At 63.2% G+C, this 18,984-nt stretch carries 17 protein-coding genes, 3 tRNA genes and 1 pseudogene; 11 read left to right on the forward strand and 10 right to left on the reverse strand.

Translation table 11 applies throughout. The features are described 5' to 3' along the window. A pseudogene (locus tag BJP08_RS11395) lies at nucleotides 1–146 on the forward strand (IS481 family transposase); the annotation flags it as partial. Between the two features lie 95 nt (nucleotides 147–241). Here the strand turns inward: BJP08_RS11395 and BJP08_RS06015 are convergent. From BJP08_RS06015 to BJP08_RS06025, 3 genes are all read right to left on the reverse strand, one after another. Continuing rightward, nucleotides 242–318 (reverse strand) — tRNA-Asp (locus tag BJP08_RS06015). 33 nt (nucleotides 319–351) lie between these two features. Beyond that, nucleotides 352–424: transfer RNA gene (locus tag BJP08_RS06020), tRNA-Glu, on the reverse strand. 152 nt (nucleotides 425–576) lie between these two features. Beyond that, nucleotides 577–649 (reverse strand) — tRNA-Lys (locus BJP08_RS06025). A gap of 181 nt (nucleotides 650–830) precedes the next feature. Here BJP08_RS06025 and BJP08_RS06030 point away from each other — a divergent pair. From BJP08_RS06030 to cydC, 4 genes are read left to right on the forward strand one after another with little or no spacing between them, the layout of a single operon-like run. Then, nucleotides 831–2,387: a cytochrome ubiquinol oxidase subunit I gene (locus BJP08_RS06030; protein ID WP_071568764.1), complete on the forward strand. Its 1,557-nt coding sequence runs from the start codon at nucleotides 831–833 to the stop codon at nucleotides 2,385–2,387. 3 nt (nucleotides 2,388–2,390) lie between these two features. Then, a complete protein-coding gene (gene cydB / locus BJP08_RS06035; RefSeq protein WP_071568765.1) occupies nucleotides 2,391–3,395 on the forward strand; it encodes a cytochrome d ubiquinol oxidase subunit II in 1,005 nt (334 codons plus the stop codon). Nucleotides 3,396–3,398: 3 nt separating this feature from the next. Further along, on the forward strand, nucleotides 3,399–4,931 hold the full coding sequence (locus BJP08_RS06040) for an ABC transporter ATP-binding protein/permease (protein ID WP_071568766.1): 1,533 nt from the start codon (nucleotides 3,399–3,401) through the stop codon (nucleotides 4,929–4,931). Continuing rightward, on the forward strand, nucleotides 4,928–6,490 hold the full coding sequence (gene cydC / locus BJP08_RS06045) for a thiol reductant ABC exporter subunit CydC (RefSeq protein WP_071568767.1): 1,563 nt from the start codon (nucleotides 4,928–4,930) through the stop codon (nucleotides 6,488–6,490). Before BJP08_RS06040 ends, cydC begins: the two co-directional genes overlap by 4 nt. Nucleotides 6,491–6,496: 6 nt before the next feature. On the opposite strand, the gene BJP08_RS06050 is transcribed toward cydC, so the two are convergent. Further along, complete coding sequence (locus tag BJP08_RS06050; RefSeq protein ID WP_071568768.1) at nucleotides 6,497–7,999, reverse strand: acetyl-CoA hydrolase/transferase family protein; 1,503 nt, start codon at nucleotides 7,997–7,999, stop codon at nucleotides 6,497–6,499. Nucleotides 8,000–8,196: 197 nt separating this feature from the next. On the opposite strand from BJP08_RS06050, the gene dusB reads away from it, so the two are divergent. After that, nucleotides 8,197–9,348, forward strand: a complete 1,152-nt coding sequence (gene dusB, locus BJP08_RS06055; RefSeq protein WP_071568769.1) for a tRNA dihydrouridine synthase DusB — start codon at nucleotides 8,197–8,199, stop codon at nucleotides 9,346–9,348. 40 nt (nucleotides 9,349–9,388) lie between these two features. Beyond that, entirely contained in the window at nucleotides 9,389–10,117 is a 729-nt protein-coding gene (locus tag BJP08_RS06060) for a PhoU domain-containing protein (RefSeq protein ID WP_071568770.1), read from the forward strand. Nucleotides 10,118–10,120: 3 nt separating this feature from the next. On the opposite strand, the gene pstB is transcribed toward BJP08_RS06060, so the two are convergent. The 5 genes from pstB to mshD all read right to left on the reverse strand — a co-directional run bounded on the left by pstB (nucleotide 10,121) and on the right by mshD (nucleotide 14,921). After that, on the reverse strand, nucleotides 10,121–10,894 hold the full coding sequence (gene pstB / locus BJP08_RS06065; RefSeq protein ID WP_070361951.1) for a phosphate ABC transporter ATP-binding protein PstB: 774 nt from the start codon (nucleotides 10,892–10,894) through the stop codon (nucleotides 10,121–10,123). Nucleotides 10,895–10,908: 14 nt separating this feature from the next. Further along, a complete protein-coding gene (pstA, locus tag BJP08_RS06070) occupies nucleotides 10,909–11,802 on the reverse strand; it encodes a phosphate ABC transporter permease PstA (RefSeq protein WP_070361950.1) in 894 nt (297 codons plus the stop codon). After that, entirely contained in the window at nucleotides 11,799–12,761 is a 963-nt protein-coding gene (gene pstC, locus BJP08_RS06075) for a phosphate ABC transporter permease subunit PstC (protein WP_070361949.1), read from the reverse strand. Before pstC ends, pstA begins: the two co-directional genes overlap by 4 nt. Nucleotides 12,762–12,763: 2 nt before the next feature. Continuing rightward, nucleotides 12,764–13,885: a phosphate ABC transporter substrate-binding protein PstS gene (gene pstS, locus BJP08_RS06080; protein ID WP_071568771.1), complete on the reverse strand. Its 1,122-nt coding sequence runs from the start codon at nucleotides 13,883–13,885 to the stop codon at nucleotides 12,764–12,766. A gap of 121 nt (nucleotides 13,886–14,006) precedes the next feature. Then, nucleotides 14,007–14,921, reverse strand: a complete 915-nt coding sequence (mshD, locus tag BJP08_RS06085; RefSeq protein ID WP_071568772.1) for a mycothiol synthase — start codon at nucleotides 14,919–14,921, stop codon at nucleotides 14,007–14,009. Between the two features lie 34 nt (nucleotides 14,922–14,955). Here mshD and BJP08_RS06090 point away from each other — a divergent pair, with 34 nt between their 5' ends. Together BJP08_RS06090 and BJP08_RS06095 are read left to right on the forward strand one after the other, a co-directional pair. After that, nucleotides 14,956–15,693, forward strand: a complete 738-nt coding sequence (locus tag BJP08_RS06090) for a DUF2993 domain-containing protein (protein WP_071568773.1) — start codon at nucleotides 14,956–14,958, stop codon at nucleotides 15,691–15,693. Nucleotides 15,694–15,713: 20 nt separating this feature from the next. Beyond that, nucleotides 15,714–16,337, forward strand: a complete 624-nt coding sequence (locus BJP08_RS06095; RefSeq protein WP_071568774.1) for an FABP family protein — start codon at nucleotides 15,714–15,716, stop codon at nucleotides 16,335–16,337. A gap of 19 nt (nucleotides 16,338–16,356) precedes the next feature. Here the strand turns inward: BJP08_RS06095 and BJP08_RS06100 are convergent, their stop codons facing one another. Further along, complete coding sequence (locus BJP08_RS06100) at nucleotides 16,357–17,280, reverse strand: aminodeoxychorismate lyase (RefSeq protein ID WP_071568775.1); 924 nt, start codon at nucleotides 17,278–17,280, stop codon at nucleotides 16,357–16,359. A gap of 22 nt (nucleotides 17,281–17,302) precedes the next feature. On the opposite strand from BJP08_RS06100, the gene BJP08_RS06105 reads away from it, so the two are divergent. Both BJP08_RS06105 and BJP08_RS06110 read left to right on the forward strand, forming a co-directional pair. Beyond that, a complete protein-coding gene (locus BJP08_RS06105; protein WP_071568776.1) occupies nucleotides 17,303–18,397 on the forward strand; it encodes a folate-binding protein YgfZ in 1,095 nt (364 codons plus the stop codon). A 177-nt stretch (nucleotides 18,398–18,574) separates the two neighbouring features. Next, nucleotides 18,575–18,781: a DUF3073 domain-containing protein gene (locus BJP08_RS06110; RefSeq protein ID WP_070478076.1), complete on the forward strand. Its 207-nt coding sequence runs from the start codon at nucleotides 18,575–18,577 to the stop codon at nucleotides 18,779–18,781. Nucleotides 18,782–18,984: the final 203 nt, after the last annotated feature.

The raw sequence follows: 18,984 nt of genomic DNA on the forward strand, positions 1-18,984 counted from the left end.
GCAAACACATCCTGATGGTCATCACCGATAACCACGTGACCACATCGCTAAAAGAGACCGGCGAAATCATCACCGAGCACTACATCGACACGTCTCGCAATTACCAAAAACCATACTGGCGAAAAGGCCAACCTCCACTGGCCTAAACACAAAACCGGTGCCTCGGAAAAATAAAAACCAAGGCACCGGTTTGTCCACCATGTCGCGACTGAGTTGTCAACTATGTCGCGACTGAGGACAATGGCGACCCTGACGGGACTTGAACCCGCGACCTCCGCCGTGACAGGGCGGCGCGCTAACCAACTGCGCCACAGGGCCATATGCTTTTATATTTCAACCTCACGATTGAAGTACCCCCAACGGGATTCGAACCCGTGTTGCCGCCGTGAAAGGGCGGAGTCCTAGGCCTCTAGACGATGGGGGCCCGCTGCGTTAACAGCCCGACCATCATAAGCCGATGCGGAATAACATCACAAATCGCCAGCGCATCGTGAGTTTTCAAGGAGATCGCGGCCTAGATTCCGCAAAGTGTAGTAACAAAAAGCGCCACCGACCGGAGTCGTGTGGCGCTGAATGTGGGCCCTGCGGGGATCGAACCCGCGACCTGCGGATTAAAAGTCCGTAGCTCTACCAACTGAGCTAAAGGCCCGTGCGGAACAACTTAGCACAACTAAAGGGTGTGCAGAAATCGCTCATCTCCTCCGAAAAGAAGCACAGGAATGCTACCCCCATATATGGTCATACCCCCAGCAAGTTGCGGGTTTTCGGCCGCTGCTACTGTAAATATATGACCATAACCTTTATTGGTTGTTCACGTTGAAGGAGTCACAATGCCGCTAGATTTAGTCGATCTGTCAAGATGGCAGTTCGGCATTACGACGGTCTATCACTACCTATTTGTCCCACTGACCATGGGGCTCGCGCCGATGGTTGCAATTATGCAAAGCATTTGGCACAAGACTGGCGACGAGCGCTGGTACCGCGCGACCCGTTTCTTCGGAAACATTTTCCTCATCAACTTCGCGATGGGCGTTGTCACAGGCATCGTCCAGGAGTTCCAGTTCGGTTTGAACTGGTCTGAATACTCTTCGTTCGTTGGAGACGTGTTTGGCGCACCGCTCGCTTTCGAGGGTCTGACGGCGTTCTTCTTTGAATCCGTCTTCCTTGGCGTCTGGATTTTCGGTTGGGGCAGGTTGCCGAAGTGGGCACACCTTGCGTCGATCTGGATTGTTTCGATCGCCGTAAACATTTCGGCGTTCTGGATTATTACTGCAAACTCGTTTATGCAGCACCCGGTGGGCGCTGTATTCAACCCGGAGACGAACCGCGCTGAGCTCGCTTCCTTTAAGGCTCTGATCACGAACCCGACTGTGCTGTGGGCGTTCCCGCACGCGGTGTTCGGCGCTTGGATGCTCGCCGGCACATTGGTGTGTGGCGTCGCTGGTTGGTGGATGATCCGCGAGGCTCGCAAGGGCGACCCGAATGGCGACGCCGCGACGGTGTGGCGTTCCTGCACCCGCTTCGGCGCCTGGGTCATTTTGGCTGCGACAGTGCTGATCACGCTGACTGGTGATGAGCTGGCCAAGCTGATGTTTACGCAGCAGCCGATGAAGATGGCGTCGGCAGAGGCGCTGTGCCACACTGAGCTGGACCCGCACTTCTCTGTTCTCTCTATCTCGACGTACAACGACTGCGAGTCCGCAACGCAGCTGATCGGCCTGCCGTTTGTGTTGCCGTTCCTGGCGCAGGGCAAGCTGTCCGGCGTTGAGTTGAAGGGCGTGCTGGATCTGCAGCAGTACTACGAGTCGCTGTACGGTCCGGGCAACTACACCCCGAACCTGTTCGTGACGTACTGGTCCTTCCGCATGATGATCTTCTTCATCGTGGTTTCGGTTGTCATGGCGATTGTCGGCCTGTGGGTGACCCGCGGCAAGCGCGTTCCTACTGCTAAGTGGCTGGGTACCCTGTGCCTGGTGGCGCTGCCGGCGCCGTGGCTGTCGAATATCTCGGGCTGGATCTTCACTGAGATGGGCCGCCAGCCGTGGATCGTCCATCCGAACCCTGCGTTCCAGGGTGGGGATCACCCGGGGATGGAACAGAACATTCACATGCTGCTTGACTTCGGTGTCTCTGACCACCAGCCGTGGCAGGTGCTGCTCTCTATGGTGCTGTTCACGGTGCTCTACGGCATCGGTGCGGTGCTGTGGGTATGGCTCATTCAGCGTCAGGTCCGCAAGGGCATGGATCAGCCTGGGCTCCACGAGGGCGACTCAAAGCGCCTCAAGGACGTGCTCTACGGCCCAAACGCCGAGACCGAGTTGGAGCCGCTGAGCTTCAAGTCTGAGTCCGGCGCAACTACATCCGCTGCGGACAACAAGGAGCTGTAAATCATGGACTTGCAAGTGCTTTGGTTTGTGATCATCGGAGTCTTCTTCACCGGCTATTTCGTGTTGGAGGGCTTTGACTTCGGCGTTGGTATGTTGCTGCCGTTCATGAAGGGCGATGAGATTGAGAATGATCGTCGTCGCACGGCGGCAATCAGGACGATCGGCCCGATCTGGGACGGTAACGAGGTGTGGCTCATCACGGGTGGTGCTGCGATTTTCGCGGCGTTCCCTGAGTGGTACGCCACGCTGTTCTCTGGTTTCTACCTGCCACTTGTGCTCATTCTTATGGGCTTGATTGTCCGCGGCGTGAGCTTGGAATGGCGCGTCAAGGTGGACACGCTCAAGTGGCGCAGGCTTTGCGACGCCGGCACGGCGTTCGGCTCCTATCTGCCTACGCTGCTGTGGGGTGTTGGGTTCACGAACATCGTGATTGGTGTCCCGTTGAATGAGCAGGGCCGCCTGGACTCCTTCCATGATGGGTTCCTGGGGCTGCTGAACCCGCTCGGCCTGCTGGGCGGTGTGGCGTTCGTACTGCTGTTCATGCTGCACGGTGCAACCTTCCTCGGTTTTAAGTCGCATGACCCGCTGCGTGCTGAAATGCACGAGTTCGCGAAGAAGTTCGTGGCTGGCCCGGCGATCGTGGTCGGCGCGGCCTACCTGCTGTGGGTACAGCTGACCCTGGGCGCTGGCTGGACCTGGATCCCGCTAGTCCTGGCTGCAGTTGGCCTGATCGTCTCCGTGGTTGGCATTGTTGGCAACAAGGACGGCTTGGCGTTTTGGATGACGGCGTTCGCCATCATCTGCTGCGCGATTGTCCTGTTCGGCTCGCTGTTCCCGGACGTGATGCCGTCGACAAGCGACGTGTTCGCTGGTTGGGATATCCGTAACGCGTCCTCCTCGCCATACACCCTGAAGGTGATGACGTGGGCGGCTGTGTGCCTCACCCCGATCGTGCTGGCTGGTCAGATTTGGACCTACTGGGCGTTCCGGAAGAGGGTGTCGGTTTAGGCTATGGCCTCGCCGGTTGACCCCCGGCTACTTCGCCTCGTTCCGCCCGTGCGCCAACTCATTGTGCGCACGGGCGTTGCGCAAGCTGCAGACACGTTGCTGCTGGTGGCCCGGGGTATTTTGATTGGGGTTGTTGCTGCGTCGGCGGTGACGGAGCGCGCGGTTCCGCGTGCCTCGTTGCTGTTGGCGCTTGCTGGCGTTGTTGTGGCCCACGGCGTGTTGTCGTGGGTAGCGCAGCGCTGGTCCGCCGATGCGGTCGGCGGCGTTGTAGAGGACTTGCGGACGAAGGCGCTGCGGGCGTTGGCGAAGCAGGACCCGCGCGCGGTGGAGCAGGATTCGGCGACGTGGCGTCACGTGCTCACGCGCGGCATTACGGACTTCCGCCCTTATCTCACGGAGTTCCTCCCCGCCCTCTTTTCGACGGCCATCGGCACCCCAATCGTGGTCGCGGTGATCTTCTACTTCGACTGGCTCTCGGGCGTCTTTTGCCTGATCACGCTGCCGTTGATCCCCGCGTTTATGGTGCTGATCGGCAAGTTGACGGCGGATCATACGCAGCGCCGACTGGAGGTGACGGCTGGGCTGGGTGCTCAGTTGTCGGATCTGTTGGCCGGTGCCCCAACGTTGCGCGCGCTGCACGCCACGCAGCGCCCTGCACAGCAGATTCGCCAGACGGGGCGCAAGCACGCGGATTCCACCATGGGGGTGCTGCGCCTGGCGTTCCTGTCCTCGTTTGCGTTGGAGTTCATCGCAACGTTGTCGGTGGCGTTGGTCGCAGTGAGCATCGGTTTGCGGCTGGTGACAGGTTCCATCACGCTGCTGGCTGGGCTGACGGTGCTCATCATTGTCCCGGAGGTGTTCGCCCCGATCCGCAGGGTCGGCGCGAGTTACCACGCCGCGGCCGACGGTCTGAGTGCTGCCGAGCGTGTCCTCGAGCTTCTCGACGCCCCCTCCGCCACCACCGGCTCCTACATCTCGGACTCTGACGGTGTGCGGGTGCGCAACCTCAGCGTGCGCGGACGAGACGGAATCCGCCCGGATGGGCTCACCTTCGACGCCCCGCACGGCCAGATCACGGTGCTGACCGGCGCGAACGGCTCCGGTAAGTCAACCACACTGTTGGCGGTGTTGGGCCAGTTGCCGGATGAGATGGTGGGGGGCGAAGTGGGCGTCGAAAAGAAGGTGGCGTATCTGCCTGCGACCCCGGCGATGGAGCCTGGGACCGTGGGATCGAACGTGGCGCTGTTTGGCGCGCACGGGGACGCAGACCTGGTGGGCGTGTCTGAGGCGCACGCTGTCGGCCCATATGGAGACGGCATTTCCGCAGGCCAGCGGCAGCGTGTCGGCATTGCTCGCGCCTTCGCCGCGGATGCGGACGTGTACGTTCTGGACGAGCCGACTGCGCACCTATCACCCGAACTCGTCGAGGAGGTCATCCGAAGGATGCGTGAGCTGGCGCGGCGTGGCGCGGCGGTGCTGGTTGTTTCCCACGACCAGCGGGTTCTCGACGCCGCGGACCAGGTGGTACAGGTATGAGTGACTTGAAGTTTTTGCTGCGCATCGCACAGGTGCGCCCCCGTGACCTGATCAGCCCAATCATCGCCGGGGCGATTACGTTGCTGGCGGCGCTGAGCCTGACGGTGTTGTCTGGCTGGCTGATTACGCGCGCGTGGGAGATGCCGCCGGTGCTGGATCTCTCGGTGGCGGTGACTGCTGTGCGTGCGCTGGGTATTTCGCGGGCGGTGTTCCGCTACCTCGACAGGTTGGTGGCGCACAAGCTGGGCCTGCGGGCGCTGACGACGCTGCGTGCCACCATGTACGACGCCCAGGCTGCGACCGGCCGTGTGGGTCGTGGTGAGGGGCAGGCGCTGCTGGTGGCGGATACGGAGCGCGTGACGGATTTCATCGTGCGCACGCTCATCCCGCGCGGGGTGGCGATCGTGCTCACGGTGGTGGCGGTCGCCGGTGCGGCGTTGCTGCACCCACTGGCAGCGGTAGTGATGGTGGGCGGGTTCGCGCTTACCGGCCTGCTCATACCCTACTTAGCGACGCGCGCTTCGCGCAACACCTTCCTGGTCGAAGCCGAGAATGCTTTTACCCTGCAGCTCGATTCGGTGCTGCACGACAGGGTGGAGTACGCCGTCGCCGGCAAGGGCGACGCGCTGATCGAGCAGGCATCGGTGGCTTCGGCGCAGGCGAGCAGGGCATGGGCGCAGTCCACGCGCCCGGAGGCCACCGCAGCTGCGATCCAGGCGTGGGCCACGGGCATCTGTGCGCTGTTGATTACGTGGTTGGCCGTCGAGACATATACGGGCAACCCGGTGTGGTTGGGCATGCTGGTGATGCTGCCGCTGGCCGCGTTTGAGGCACACGGACCACTCGCGAGCGCCGCGGTGCACGCCGATCAGGCGAAGCGTAGCGCCCACCGCCTGCGCGAGGTCGCGGAACGCGCCGACGAGGTCACGAAGCGCAGCGCCGCTCCCCTGCCCCACCCCGCGGACGGGGTTGCGGTCAGGGCGGAGGCGCTTCGCACCGCCTACGGTGACCAGGAGTGGAACTTCGAGTTGGCCCCTGGGCAGCGGATGCTGGTGCGCGGGCCATCCGGCTGTGGCAAGACCACGATGCTGGAAACGCTCGCCGGCCTGCTGCCTGTGGCCGGCGGGAAAGCTGCTATCGCGGAAGGCGCTCGCCTGTTCGCGGAGGACGCCTGGGTATTCGCAACCACGGTGCGTGAAAACCTGCTGGTTGCCAATGGCGACGCCAGCGACGCCCGCATGGCGGAGGCGCTGGAGACGACCGGCTTCGAGTTCGCCCTGGACTTCATGCTCGATAACGGCGCGGACTCACTGTCCTCCGGGCAACGCCGCCGCCTCCTGCTCGCCCGCGCGCTGGTCAGCGACGCCCCCATCCTGCTGCTGGACGAACCAACCGAGCACCTCTCGATCGACGCCGCGGAGCACCTCCTCGACGTCCTGCTGCACAAGCCGCTGCCTGGCGCACTGCCGCAGCGCACCGTGATTGCGGTCGTACACGTCGACGGGCCCGTCGGCATCGAGGTTGCTGCCTCGCCGACGGGCCCGGACGCGGTGTCGTAGCTGGCGCTACTTCTTCATCGTGCCGGTTTCCATGATGCGGGTGTGGAAATCAAAGGCGTGATGCAGATCGTGTGGCGTCTGCTGGAACTTGCTCTTCGACGCCAGCTCCACGTACTCCTCGAGCAGTGGGCGGTAGTCGGGGTGAGCGATCGCGATCATCTTTGCAACGCGGTCGCGCGGAGCGAGGCCGCGCAGGTCAGCGACGCCGAACTCGGTGATGAAGACCATTGCGTCGTGCTCGGTGTGGTCAACGTGGGAGACCATCGGCACGATGGAGGAAATCGCTCCATCCTTGGCGGTCGCCGGAGAAATGAACGAGGAGATGTAAGCGTTTCGGGTGAAGTCGCCCGAGCCGCCCAGCGCGTTCATGATGCGGGAGCCATTGATGTGCGTGGAGTTGGCGTTGCCGTAGATGTCCGCCTCGATCATGCCGTTGGAGGCGATCAGGCCAGTGCGACGGATGACCTCTGGGTGGTTCGAGATCTGCTGCGGGCGCAGGATGATGGACTCGCGGTAGCGCTTGGCTTCCGCGTTCATCTTGTCCGCGTACTTGGGGGACAGGGAGAAGGACGTTGCAGATGCGACGGACATCTTGCCGGCGTCGATAAGGTCGACCATGCCGTCCTGGATGACTTCGGTGTATGCCTGGATGTTCTCGAACTTCGAGTCCATCAGGCCTGCCATCACGGCGTTCGGGACGTTGCCCACGCCGGACTGCATGACGTAGCCGTCGTAGGTGAGGCGGCCGTGGCGCACCTCGTGCTCGAGAAAGTCGAGGAAGTTGGCGGCGATGCGCTCGGAGGTCTCGTCCGGGGCCTTGAACGGCGCGTTGCGGTCCTCAGCATTGGTCTTGACGACGGCGACGACCTTCTCCGGGTCGATCTCGATGTAGGTGGTACCGATCCGGTCGCCGGCCTTCGTAATCGGGATCGGGATGCGGTTCGGCAGTGGTGGCACGAGCCAGATGTCGTGCATGCCCTCGAGGTCGAGCGACTGCCACTCGTTGACCTCGATGATGATCTTCTTCGCCGCGTTGAGGTACTCAACCGAGTTACCAACGGAGGAGGACGGCACGATGTTGCCATCCTCAGTGATACGGACGGCCTCGACGATCGCGACGTCCACGTCGCCGAAGAAGCCCTGCTCAACCATCATGCCGGAGTGGGACAGGTGGATATCCTGGAACTTCATCTCGCCGGCGTTAATCTTGTTACGCATCTGCGGGTCAGACTGGTACGGCATTCGGTAGCGCAGCGCATTTGCCTCTGCGAGCACGCCGTCGCACTCCGGGGCCGTGGAGGCGCCCGTGAACAGGTCGATTGCGTACTCCCGGCCAGCGTTGTGCTCGTCGGTCGCCTTGGCCGCGATCGCAGCCGGCATCGCCTTGGGGTAGCCGGCGCCGGTAAAACCAGAGATGCCAACCTTATCTCCGTGGTTCACGAACTGGGCAGCTTCCTCTGCAGTCATGACCTTGGCGCGCAGCTTGTCACTCGCGATACGCTCGCTCATTAAAAACCTCACTTCGTGTTGATGGTTCAGATATCACACCACCATAATTGTGACTTAGGTCTAACGGTGTGAATCTACGGAAACATCCAGAAAGGTCACCCTCACCGGATACCCCTGTCGGACAAAGCGGGCGTCGTCAAACAAAGTGGACCTCCGAATTGGACTGCGCAGGCAGTGGCGGGAACAATGGGGGCACTATGAATCCACATCTGAGCGTCGGGGGCCTGGCGCTGAGCTCCCCCGTCCTCCTCGCGCCGATGGCCGGCGTGACCAACATGCCGTTCCGCGTGCTGTGCCGCGAGATCGAGCAGGAGCTCACCGGCACCACTTCAGGCCTCTACGTCTGCGAGATGATCACCGCCCGCGCCATGGTCGAGCGCAACGAGAAGACGCTCAAGATGATCAGCTTCGCCGACGTGGAGCAGCCGCGCTCGATGCAGCTCTACACCGTGGACCCCGCCTACACCTATGAGGCGGTGCGCATGATCGTCGAGGAGGACATCGCCGACCATGTGGACATGAACTTCGGCTGCCCGGTGCCGAAGGTGACTCGGCGCGGCGGCGGCTCCGCTATTCCCTATAAGCGCAGGCTGTACGGCAATATCGTGGCTGCGGCCGTCCGCGCGGCGGAAGGTTCGGGGGTGCCGATTACGGTGAAGTTCCGCGTCGGGATTGACGACGACCACCACACGCACATGGACGCTGGCCGGATCGCCGCCGAGGAAGGTGCGGCAGCCGTGGCGCTGCACGCGCGCACTGCTGCGGAGCGATACTCCGGGGCGGCGCACTGGGACGAGATTGCTCGGCTGGTGGAGCACATGCGGGGCACGGGGCTGCCGGTTATCGGCAACGGGGACATCTTTGCTGCCAAGGATGCGACCGACATGATGGAGCAGACCGGCTGTCACGGTGTGGAGGTCGGCCGCGGGTGCTTGGGTAGGCCATGGCTGTTCGCGCAAATTGGTGCGCAACTGCGCGGGGAGCCGATCCCGCCGGAGCCAACGCTTGGGCACGTCAGTGGCATCATCGCCCGCCACGCGGAGCTGCTCGCGGAGCACGTCGGCGAGCGGCAGGCCTGCCGCGACATCCGCAAGCACACCGGCTGGTACCTGCGCGGATTCCCGGTTGGCGGCGAGTTCCGCAAGGACCTGGCTCGGGTGGAAACGCTTGACCAACTGGGTGCGCTGCTGGCGACCATTGCGGACTCCGAGGAGCTCGCCGAACACGCTGACGACGCCCGCGGCCGCCAGGGTTCCTCCTCCAAAGTGGCCCTGCCAGAGGGATGGCTCGACGACCCGGAAGACGCCACCGTGCCGGAGGGCGCCGAGATCGAAAACAACGGCGGCTAGGCCGCTAGGCCTCTCCCATTTACCTATTACTATGGCGAGCATGCGTACCGCCTACCGTGAACACCTTGAAGCCTTCAACCGCGATCTGCTGCAGATGTGCGATACCGTCCGCGAGGTCATGCAGTTGGCATCCACGGCGCTGCTGGAGCAGTCGCTTGAGGACGCCGAGCATGCCCTCAACGCGTCCGACCCGCTCAAGGAGCTCTCGCTGCGCTGCGAGGAGCGCAGCATGAGCTTGCTCGCCCTGGAGAACCCGGTGGCGGGGGATCTGCGCCAAGTATTGTCCTCGATCTACATCGTGGAGAACTTCTCGCGGATGGGGGCGATGGCGAAGCACATCGCGAAGCTGGCGCGGCTGCGCCACCCCTACCCCGTACTGCCGAACACGGAGCACGCACCGATCGCGGAGATGGCCGCGCGTGTAGACGAAATGGTCAACATCACGCATGACCTGCTGCTCGACCCGGACCCGGACGTCGCCGTGGAGCTCAACGCGATCGACGAAGGGGTCGACGACCTCCACGACTACCTCAACGCTATTACGACCTCCGACTCCTGGGAACACTCTGCGCGGGAGGCCGTCGACGTGGCCCTTGTCTCTCGCTACTACGAGCGCTACGCGGACCGCTGCGTCAACGTCGCCGGGCGCGTCGTCTTCCTGGTCACGGGTTTGAATCCGAAGGAGTACATGAAGCAGCGCGACGAGGACGCGTTCGACCGCCACTCGAAGCTGACAGCAATCGAGCGGCGGTTCCGGTCGAAGAAGTAGCGACTAGCCGAAGCGGCCAGCGATGTAGTCTTCGGTTTCCTGCCGCGACGGGTTTTCGAAGATCGTGGTGGTGTCGTCGAACTCGATGAGCTGGCCTGGCTTACCGGTCGCTTCCAGGGAGAAGAACGCCGTCTTGTCCGACACGCGCGCAGCCTGCTGCATATTGTGCGTGACGATCACGATGGTGTAGTTCTCCTTCAGCTCGTGGATGAGTTCCTCCACTGCCAAGGTCGAGATCGGGTCGAGGGCGGAGCAGGGCTCGTCCATAAGCAAGACCTCGGGGCGCACCGCGATGGCCCTCGCAATGCACAGGCGCTGCTGCTGACCACCTGAAAGGCCACCACCCGGCTTGTCCAGGCGGTCCTTGACCTCGTCCCACAGGTTCGCCGCGCGCAGGGAGCGCTCCGCGACGTCCTTGAGCTCCTTCTTGTTCTTCACCCCTGCCAAGCGCAGGCCCGCCACGACGTTGTCCTCGATGGACATCGTCGGGAACGGGTTGGCCTTCTGGAACACCATGCCGACGGTGCTTCGCACCGACACCGGGTCCACGTCCTTGCCGTAAATATTGTGGCCGTCCAGAATAATCTCGCCCTGCACGGAGGCGCCCGGGATCACCTCGTGCATGCGGTTGAGCGTGCGCAGCACGGTTGACTTGCCACAGCCCGAAGGGCCGATGAACGCAGTGACTGCCTGCGCGGGAATCTCCATGGTGACGTCCTGCACCGCGTGAAAATCACCGTAGTAAATGTTGACGTCACGCATCTGAAGCTTCGACATATTGCACGTAATCCTTATTTCTTCACTGAAAACTTCGCGGCAATCAACCGCGCGAGCGCGTTGAGCACAACAACAATGATGAGCAGTGTGAGGGCCGAGCCCCACAGCCTGTCGGCGGCCGCACCCGTACCGCCTGCCTTCCACATGTCCAGCATGAACAGCGGCAGCGAGGACTGCGGCTGACCAAACATGCCGGCCCAGTTCACGATCGGCGTGGATCCGACGAGGATCAGCACCGGCGCAGACTCGCCCATCACGCGGGCAATCGCCAGCATGATGCCGGTGGTGATGCCGGAGAAGGCCGTCGGCACCACAACGCGCACGATGGTCTTCCACTTCGGCACGCCCAGGGCGTAGGACGCCTCACGCAGATCCATCGGCACCACGCGCAGCATCTCCTCCGTATTGCGCACCACCACGGGCAGCATCAGCAGGATCAGCGACAGCGCGACCGCGAAACCGGAGCGCGCCTGCCCCAGCACCGTGATCCACAGCGCGTAGATGAACAGCGCGGCAACAATCGACGGCACACCTGACAGGATGTCCACCATGAACGTGGTCAGCTTGCCCAGCTTCCCGCCCTTGTCATACTCCACCAGGTAGATCGCTGTGGCCACGCCAATCGGGATCGCAATTATCGACGCCACCAACGTCTGCGCCAGCGTTCCTACAATCGCGTGCAGCGCACCGCCGCCCTCCTTGGTGGCGCGGATACCGACCATGTCGGTGGTCCACCAGGACACGTCGCTGATGGCGTCCCACCCGCGGCCGACCACCGTGACCAGCAGCCACAGCAGCGGCAGCATCGCCAGCACCATCGTGGCAGCCACGAGCGTGCCCATCACAGCGCTTTTGATCGTGCGCGACTTCGCCACGGGGGTAAATGGCGACATAGGCTTTGTTGTCATTTACTTCTCCTCACAATCGCGCGCGCTGCAGCGTTGACCGCGAACGTAATCACGAACAGGACCAAGCCCGCCGCGATGTAGGCGCCAGCGCTAATCGGGTTGTTGAACTCCGCCGATGCATTCGCAATAGCGGTTGCGAAGGTGGTGCCGCCGTCGAAGAGCGAGCCGCGGAACAGCGGTGCCGGGGAAACCACCATGTACAGCGCCATCGTCTCGCCCAGCGCGCGGCCAAGACCCAGCATGGAGCCAGCCACGAAGCCGGACTTGCCGAACGGCAACACCGTCATCCGAACCACGTCCCAGCGCGTCGCGCCCAAGGCCATCGCAGACTCGATGAGACCGCGCGGCGTCTGCGTGAAGATCTCGCGGGCGGTGGCTGCGATGATCGGCAAGATCATGATGGCCAGCACGATGCCACCGGTCAGGATGTTTCGGCCCGTCGCGAACGACGGCGAGTTTTGGTAGTGCGCGAAGAGGAAGAAGTCGCCTCCCCAGGAATGCACCCACTCATAAAATTTGCCCAGTGCAGGTCCCAGCACTTTCGCGCCCCAGATGCCATAGACGATCGACGGCACCGCCGCCAGCAAATCCACCAGCACCGCGAGCGGGCGCACCATGCGCTTCGGCGCGAAGCTCGAGAGGAACAGCGCCACGCCCAGAGCGACCGGCATCGCAATCAGCAGCGCGATGAGCGAGATCATCACCGTGGAGAAGAACAAGTTCGGGATACCGAAACGCATTGCGTCCAGGTTCGCCGTCTCCCACGGGCCCGAATACGTCAGGAACCCGAGGAAGCCACCCTCGTTCCGCAGCAGCGGTGGCAACGCCTCCAGTAGGAGGAATGCGCCAATCGCAGAAATGATGAGCGTGATTAAAACCGAAGAGGACGTCGATACGCCCTCGAAGACGCGGTCCCCGGCTCGGCGCCGGGGGCGCGCCTCAACTTGAGCTGTAGCCATTGTTACTGAATCGCGTTGATAGCCTCACGGAGACGCTCAGCGTGCGCGCCCGACACCGGGATGAAGCCCTCGGACTCCAGCTCGCTGTCCTGCGAATCCAGCGCCACGTTCAGGAAGTCACGCACCATGCCAGCAGTTGCCGCATCGTAGCCAGCCGAGCACACAATCTCGTAGGTGGTCAGGATCAGCGGGTAGGAATCCGCATCCTGCGACGCGAACAGCGCGTCCGAATCCACCACCATGTTGTGGCCCTCCGAGGAGAACTTCATGTGTGCAAGCGCGTTGCCCACCGTTGTGGAGTTCAGCTCCACCGCACCGTGGCCGAAGTCGACCTTGGCGATCTTGTCCGCGAAGCCCGCCTCAACGTAGGTGATCGCGCCTGGGGTGTTTGCCACCTGGTCAGCGACACCGGTGGAGCCGTTCGCGCCGGAGCCAACCTCCGTCGGGAACGCCTTGCCCTTCGACTCCCACTTGCCATCCGAGGCCGCAATCAGGAACTTCTGGAAGTTATCCGAGGTACCCGACTCGTCCGCACGGTACACCACGTTGATCTTCTGGTCCGGCAGCTCTACGCCCGGGTTCGACTCCGCAATCTTCGGGTCGTTCCAGTTCTTGATGACGCCCTGGAAGATCTCCACAATGTTGTCGACGCTCAGCGTCAGCTCATCGACGCCCTCCAGGTTGTACGCAACCGCGACAGGACCAATCACGAACGGCAGGTGCCACGTCTCGTTGCCGCCGCAGCGCTCCGCCGCCTTCGCCACTTCCTCTTCCTTCAGTGGCGAGTCGGAACCAGCGAAGACCACCTGCTTATCCAGGAACTGCTTCACACCAGCGCCGGAACCGGTCGGGTTGTACGCCAGCGTCGCGCCCGGAACCTCCGACTCGTACACGGTGCGGAAGTAGTCCATCGCGTTCTGCTGCGAGGACGCGCCCTCTGCCAGCAGCTGCCCCGTTTCGCCGGAAAGTTCGTACTCCCCTGCGACTGCAGCATCAGAACCGGGGGTATCCGTTGCAGAGGTATCCGCCGCGTTGTCCGCCCCGTTGCCACACGCAACCAATGCGGCGGACGCTACCGCCAGGACGCCGAATACTGCTGCAGAACGCTGATTTTTGAAATTCACGTGGAATTCCTTTCCAAGAAATAGTGACCTTTGATGTTCGAGGAGTAACGCTAAAGCGTGTTGGTGAACACAAAAGGTCCCTATTCGTGAACTTCACATGAATGTTGCGTGACGGTTGGATTTAATCCTCCGTCGCTGCCCCCGGTGCCTTATATACGACGTGGCGCTCCGCGACGGTGAACCCGAGCTCCTCGTAGCGCTTCACGGCCGGGGCGTTGTCTGCCTCGACGTACAGGATTACCGCTGAGCTGCCCTGCTCAGCGAGGTGGGCAAGCCCCAGCTCCATCAGCACACCGCCCAGGCCGTGTCCACGGAAGGCGTCCGCCAAGCCGACCACATAAACCTCGCCGGTGCCGTCCGCGTGGCGCTTCGTCCAGTGAAAGCCCGCGAGCTCTTCTCCGCGGTACAGGAACCACACACCGGCCGGGTCGAACCATTCGGCCTCCATCGCGCGGTGCAGGCGCTCGATATCCCAGCCGCCCTGCTCCGGGTGCCAAGAAAACGCCTGGTTGTTGGCCTCCAGCCACGACTTTTCGACGGCCCCACGGCCCCACTTCGCGCTCGCCTCGGTGAGGTTGAACGCCTCGTATCCCTCGGGCAGCTCGACCGGCCCGGCGTGCACCTCGTCCAGCCGCATCACCAGCAGCTCGCGCACCGGGCGCAGCCCGAGCAGCAGCGCGACCTCGTGGGCGTCAGGCAGGTTGCCGTGGGCCCACAGGCCCGCGGCGGGGTTGTGGGCGAAGGTGGCGTCAACAAGACTGCGACCCATCCCCTGCCCGCGCGACTGCGGATCCACCGCGAGCTCCGCCGAACCGTCCGGGGCGAACCCTACTACTCCTACAACGTCGTCACCTTGGCTGACTACCAGGTGATTATGGCCGAGACGGGCATCGTGAAGCCCGTTGAGGAACTGCTCGGAAAAGGCGGCGATGCCGTCGTAGTCCGCGACGCGCTGCAGCATCGCCTCTACCTGTCGTGCTGTCTCCGGGTGCTCGGGCAGCGTGAGCGGGTGGGGGTGAAAGTGAGTGTTCGTCATGCCCCAAGGCTAGCGCGTGTGTACAACTAGAGACGTGAAGAAACGGTCGATCGCGTTCGGACTCGTTGCGGTGCTGCTTGCTGGTGGTGCCGCCGACACCCTGTTCGCCTCCGGCGTGGAGCGCACACTGTCGAGGCAGGCCGCGCAGCTCAACGGGCTCGAAGTCGCCCCCGAGGCCTACATCTCCGGCTTCCCCGTTGCACTTGCCGCGGTGACTGGCACCATCTCGCGCGTGAGCCTGCACTCCGTGGACGTGCCAGTGGAGGGCGTCGGCGTAGGCAACGCCGGGGTAGAGCTGATCAACCTAGAACTACCCGCGGGCGCTGGGCAGCGACTGCGCCGCGCAGACCTGACCGGCGCGCAGGCCGACGTCGTGCGCCGCACAGTGCGCCTCGACGGCGTCGCATTCGGCCAGCTCCTCGGCATGACCGACCTCGACATCGCGCACCCCTACGACATCTCCCCCTCCGGCGGCACCGCCAGCGAAGCCCGCATGACCGGCACCGTCCCCGGCACCGACACCCCCACCACAGTCATCGTCACCCTGCGCCTCGACGGGCCCACGTTCCGCATGCGGCCCAGCCAGCTTATCGACGTCCCCTCCGAGCTCACCGACCGCGTCCTCGACGCATACACCCTGGACAGGGACACCCGTGACCTGCCGTTAGGCGGCCAGGCCGACAACGTGCAACTCTCCGGCGGCTCCATCGAGTTTTCCCGCGACCGCATCAACACCGTCGTCGAAGCTGCCGACCTCGCACCTCTGGTGTAGGACGCTGTAGCCTGGTACGCATGAGTGAAAAACTAAACGGAAACGAAGCAGTCAACCTCGCCGCTGAGCAGTCGAAGGCGACCGCGCACCGCAACATCCCCGCCCTCGGGTTTGATGAGATGCCCCTTCCAGCGGACACGGCGAACCTGCGTGAAGGCCCCAACCTGCACGACGGACTCTTAGCGCTCCTGCCACTGGTCGGCGTGTGGCACGGCGAAGGCCAAGCCAACGATAACGGCGACGAATACGCCTTCGGCCAGCAGCTGGTCATCTCCCACGACGGCGAGAACTACCTGCGCTTCGAGTCCCGCATCTGGCGCCTGGACAAGGACGGCAAACCAACCGGCGCCGACCAGCGCGAGGTCGGCTTCTGGCGCATTTCCCTGAAGGACGAAATCGAGGTCACCCTCACCAACTCCCGCGGGCTCACCGAGATCATGTACGGCACGCTGCTCAACGAGCGCGCATGGCAGCTGACCAGCGCATCCACCATCGTTACGGAAACCGGCCCGGAGAACCACGGCCCGGGCAAGCGCGTCTACGGCCTGCTGCCGAACAACAACCTCGGCTGGGTTGACGAACGCGCCGTCGACGGCGAGATGGTCCCCTACATGTCCGCCGAGCTCAAGCGCGTCGCCGGCTAAGCGCTAGTTTTACAGGCTTTTACAGGGCGAGCCTCGCGTCGAGCGCCTGCTGCACCAGCTCCTGGATCTCCCGAGCGTTCTCGGGGGCCGGGAGCTTTTTGTCATTCAGGCGCTTCACCCTCGTCGCCATCCTCGTGGAGCTCACCAGCCACACCGACTCCGCCTTGAACAGCTCATTTAAGTAGATATCTTTCTGCTTGCACTTCCAGCCGCGCTCCGAGGCGTACTCGAACAGCGCGGCCTGCGTCGTACCAGGTAGGATGCCCGGCCCCGGCTTCGGTGTGCGGATTCGCCCACCCTTCTTCACCACGATCACCGTCGAGTTCGCGCCCTCCAGCACGCGCTCCGTGGTGGGATCGATGTAGATCACGTCGTCGTGCCCGTGGCTCTTCGCCCAGCGCAGCGCCGCCATGTTCGCCGCATAGTTCAATGTCTTCGCCCCCACCTGCATCCACGGCACCGCGTGCTCTCCGGTATCTAGCGAGTAGCCGCGCGACGTCGTCATCACCGACACCCCGCTCTTGCGCTGCTTCAACGCAGTCTCGTCGATGGGGCGCACCGTCAACCACGCCGTGGGAACGCCGGTGGTTTCGCGGCCGCGCGTCATCGTCCACACGCAGCGCGCGTCGATGTCCTCCGGCTCGCTGCCGCGCTCACGCACATAGTCGGCCACCGCCTCATTCGTCGCCTTCACCCAGTGATCCACCCCCGGGTCCGGCAAGTCGAGCGTGCGGGCGCTGCGCCGGAAGCGCTCAATGTGCGCCTCAAGGTTGGCGGGCACCCCCTTCCGGATCAGGATGGTTTCGAAGATGCCGTCGCCACGTGTGACGGCTGCGTCATCCCAAAACACGTGCGGCATGCTGGCGTTTTGGCGTCGAATAGAACCGCCGAACGGTTCCACGAGATAGATCACTGGAGCTGGTAACAAGTGCGACGAACCCATGCGTTCATAGTATCCCGGTACGATGGTGGATGTGTTGAACTCTTCTCCACTTTTGCAACGCCCCGGCGCCGCAGAGTTTGCAGGCACAACGCCACTCGACGCGAAGGGAGTTGCCTGGCATTACGGGGAGCCACTCGGCGAACAGCGCGCCATGGACGCCCAGCCCGTCATCATCGACCGCTCGCAGCGCCGCGTCGTCGCGGTCGCGGGGCCCGACGCACCAGAGTTCTTAAACAACCTCCTCTCACAAAAACTTGTCGACGCCCCCGCCGGCTTCGCAGCCTCCGCCCTCGACCTCGACGCGCAGGGCAGGCTCCTCCACCACGCTGACGTCTTCTACGACGGCACCACGTTCTACCTCGACATGCCGTCCGCACAGTACGAAACGTTCACCGCGTTCCTGCGCAAGATGGTGTTCTGGTCCGATGTCACCATCACCGATACCGACCTGGCGATACTCACACTGATTGGCCCCGAAGGCGCCACGGAGGCCCTCGCGTCAGTCGAGGGCGCGGCATTTTCCCGGCGGGTGTCCCCGTGGACTGACCACGCGCGCTTCGACATTGCGGTTGAGCGCTCCCGGATCGAAGAGGTTGTCGATACACTGGTGGAACGCGGCGGCGTGCTCGGCGGGCTCATGGCGTTTACCGCCGAGCGCGTGCGGGCCGGCGAGCCCGAACTCAGCGCCGACTGCGACGAAAAAACCATCCCGCACGAAGCCCCGCGACTGATCAACCGGGGCGACCGCATCGCCGCCGTCCACCTGGAGAAAGGCTGCTACCGCGGGCAAGAGACCGTCGCCCGCGTGGAAAACATCGGCCGCTCCCCCCGACTGATGGTCATGCTGCAACTCGACGGCTCCGCACCCGCCGAACCCGAAACTGGCGCAACCATCCGAGTGAGCGGGCGCGCGGTTGGCACGCTGGGCACCGTCGTCCACGACGCCGACTACGGCCCCATCGCACTGGCCCGCCTGAAACGGTCCGCGCTCAACGCGGGCACCGACGTCGACCTTGACATCGATGGCGTCGCCGCCCGCATTGACCCCGATTCCCTCCCCACCGACGAAGGCGAGAAAGCCGGACGCAAAGCACAACAACGGTTGCGCGGCAACTAGGGCCAGATTCGGGCTCAGATTCGGACTCGCCTGGCAAACGCACAGGTCACCCCGCGGAGGGGAATTTTTGGGACGTTCGCGCTATTATGTCCTACAGGACAATTAACGAATCGAAAAGCATGAGGCCGCTCCCTGCCCGGGAGCCGCCCAGAAGAACCACCTCAAGGGGGTCACGCAATGGGTCGCGGACGCGCCAAAGCAAAGCAGACCAAGGTTGCTCGCCAACTGAAGTACAACTCTCCTGAAATGGACCTCGAGTCGCTCCAACGCGAGCTCGCAGGCAAAGCTCCAAAGAAGAGCTGGGAAGAGGACGACGACTACGAGGTAGATGACCAGTACGCCGATTACGCCGACTGGGATGCATACGGCACCTCAGGCCGCTAAACGTCCAACACTGACAAAGAACACCTGCTGCCCACCTGGGCCGCGGGTGTTCTTTTGGTGCTTCTAAGCCGTCACAGGGGGCGCTTGCACCACATTCCGGTTTCCCCAGGTCGAAATCAGGGCGGGTGGGGGTTTGGTGCACACACAGGGACACGAGTGACAAAGGACGCAATTCCCAAACAGTACCCTGACATATCCGCAGG

It is taken from the genome of Corynebacterium sp. NML140438 (genome assembly GCF_001875725.1).
In the GTDB taxonomy this organism is placed as follows: Bacteria; Actinomycetota; Actinomycetes; order Mycobacteriales; family Mycobacteriaceae; genus Corynebacterium.

What these genes read in the sequence shown, in the direction of transcription:
- BJP08_RS06030 (WP_071568764.1), top strand. Translation starts at nt 831, where the DNA reads ATGCCGCTAGATTTAGTCGATCTGTCAAGATGGCAGTTCGGCATTACG.
- cydB (WP_071568765.1), top strand. Translation starts at nt 2,391, where the DNA reads ATGGACTTGCAAGTGCTTTGGTTTGTGATCATCGGAGTCTTCTTCACC.
- BJP08_RS06040 (WP_071568766.1), top strand. Translation starts at nt 3,399, where the DNA reads ATGGCCTCGCCGGTTGACCCCCGGCTACTTCGCCTCGTTCCGCCCGTG.
- cydC (WP_071568767.1), top strand. Translation starts at nt 4,928, where the DNA reads ATGAGTGACTTGAAGTTTTTGCTGCGCATCGCACAGGTGCGCCCCCGT.
- BJP08_RS06050 (WP_071568768.1), bottom strand. Translation starts at nt 7,999, where the DNA reads ATGAGCGAGCGTATCGCGAGTGACAAGCTGCGCGCCAAGGTCATGACT.
- dusB (WP_071568769.1), top strand. Translation starts at nt 8,197, where the DNA reads ATGAATCCACATCTGAGCGTCGGGGGCCTGGCGCTGAGCTCCCCCGTC.
- BJP08_RS06060 (WP_071568770.1), top strand. Translation starts at nt 9,389, where the DNA reads ATGCGTACCGCCTACCGTGAACACCTTGAAGCCTTCAACCGCGATCTG.
- pstB (WP_070361951.1), bottom strand. Translation starts at nt 10,894, where the DNA reads ATGTCGAAGCTTCAGATGCGTGACGTCAACATTTACTACGGTGATTTT.
- pstA (WP_070361950.1), bottom strand. Translation starts at nt 11,802, where the DNA reads ATGACAACAAAGCCTATGTCGCCATTTACCCCCGTGGCGAAGTCGCGC.
- pstC (WP_070361949.1), bottom strand. Translation starts at nt 12,761, where the DNA reads ATGGCTACAGCTCAAGTTGAGGCGCGCCCCCGGCGCCGAGCCGGGGAC.
- mshD (WP_071568772.1), bottom strand. Translation starts at nt 14,921, where the DNA reads ATGACGAACACTCACTTTCACCCCCACCCGCTCACGCTGCCCGAGCAC.
- BJP08_RS06095 (WP_071568774.1), top strand. Translation starts at nt 15,714, where the DNA reads ATGAGTGAAAAACTAAACGGAAACGAAGCAGTCAACCTCGCCGCTGAG.
- BJP08_RS06100 (WP_071568775.1), bottom strand. Translation starts at nt 17,280, where the DNA reads ATGGGTTCGTCGCACTTGTTACCAGCTCCAGTGATCTATCTCGTGGAA.
- BJP08_RS06105 (WP_071568776.1), top strand. Translation starts at nt 17,303, where the DNA reads ATGGTGGATGTGTTGAACTCTTCTCCACTTTTGCAACGCCCCGGCGCC.
- BJP08_RS06110 (WP_070478076.1), top strand. Translation starts at nt 18,575, where the DNA reads ATGGGTCGCGGACGCGCCAAAGCAAAGCAGACCAAGGTTGCTCGCCAA.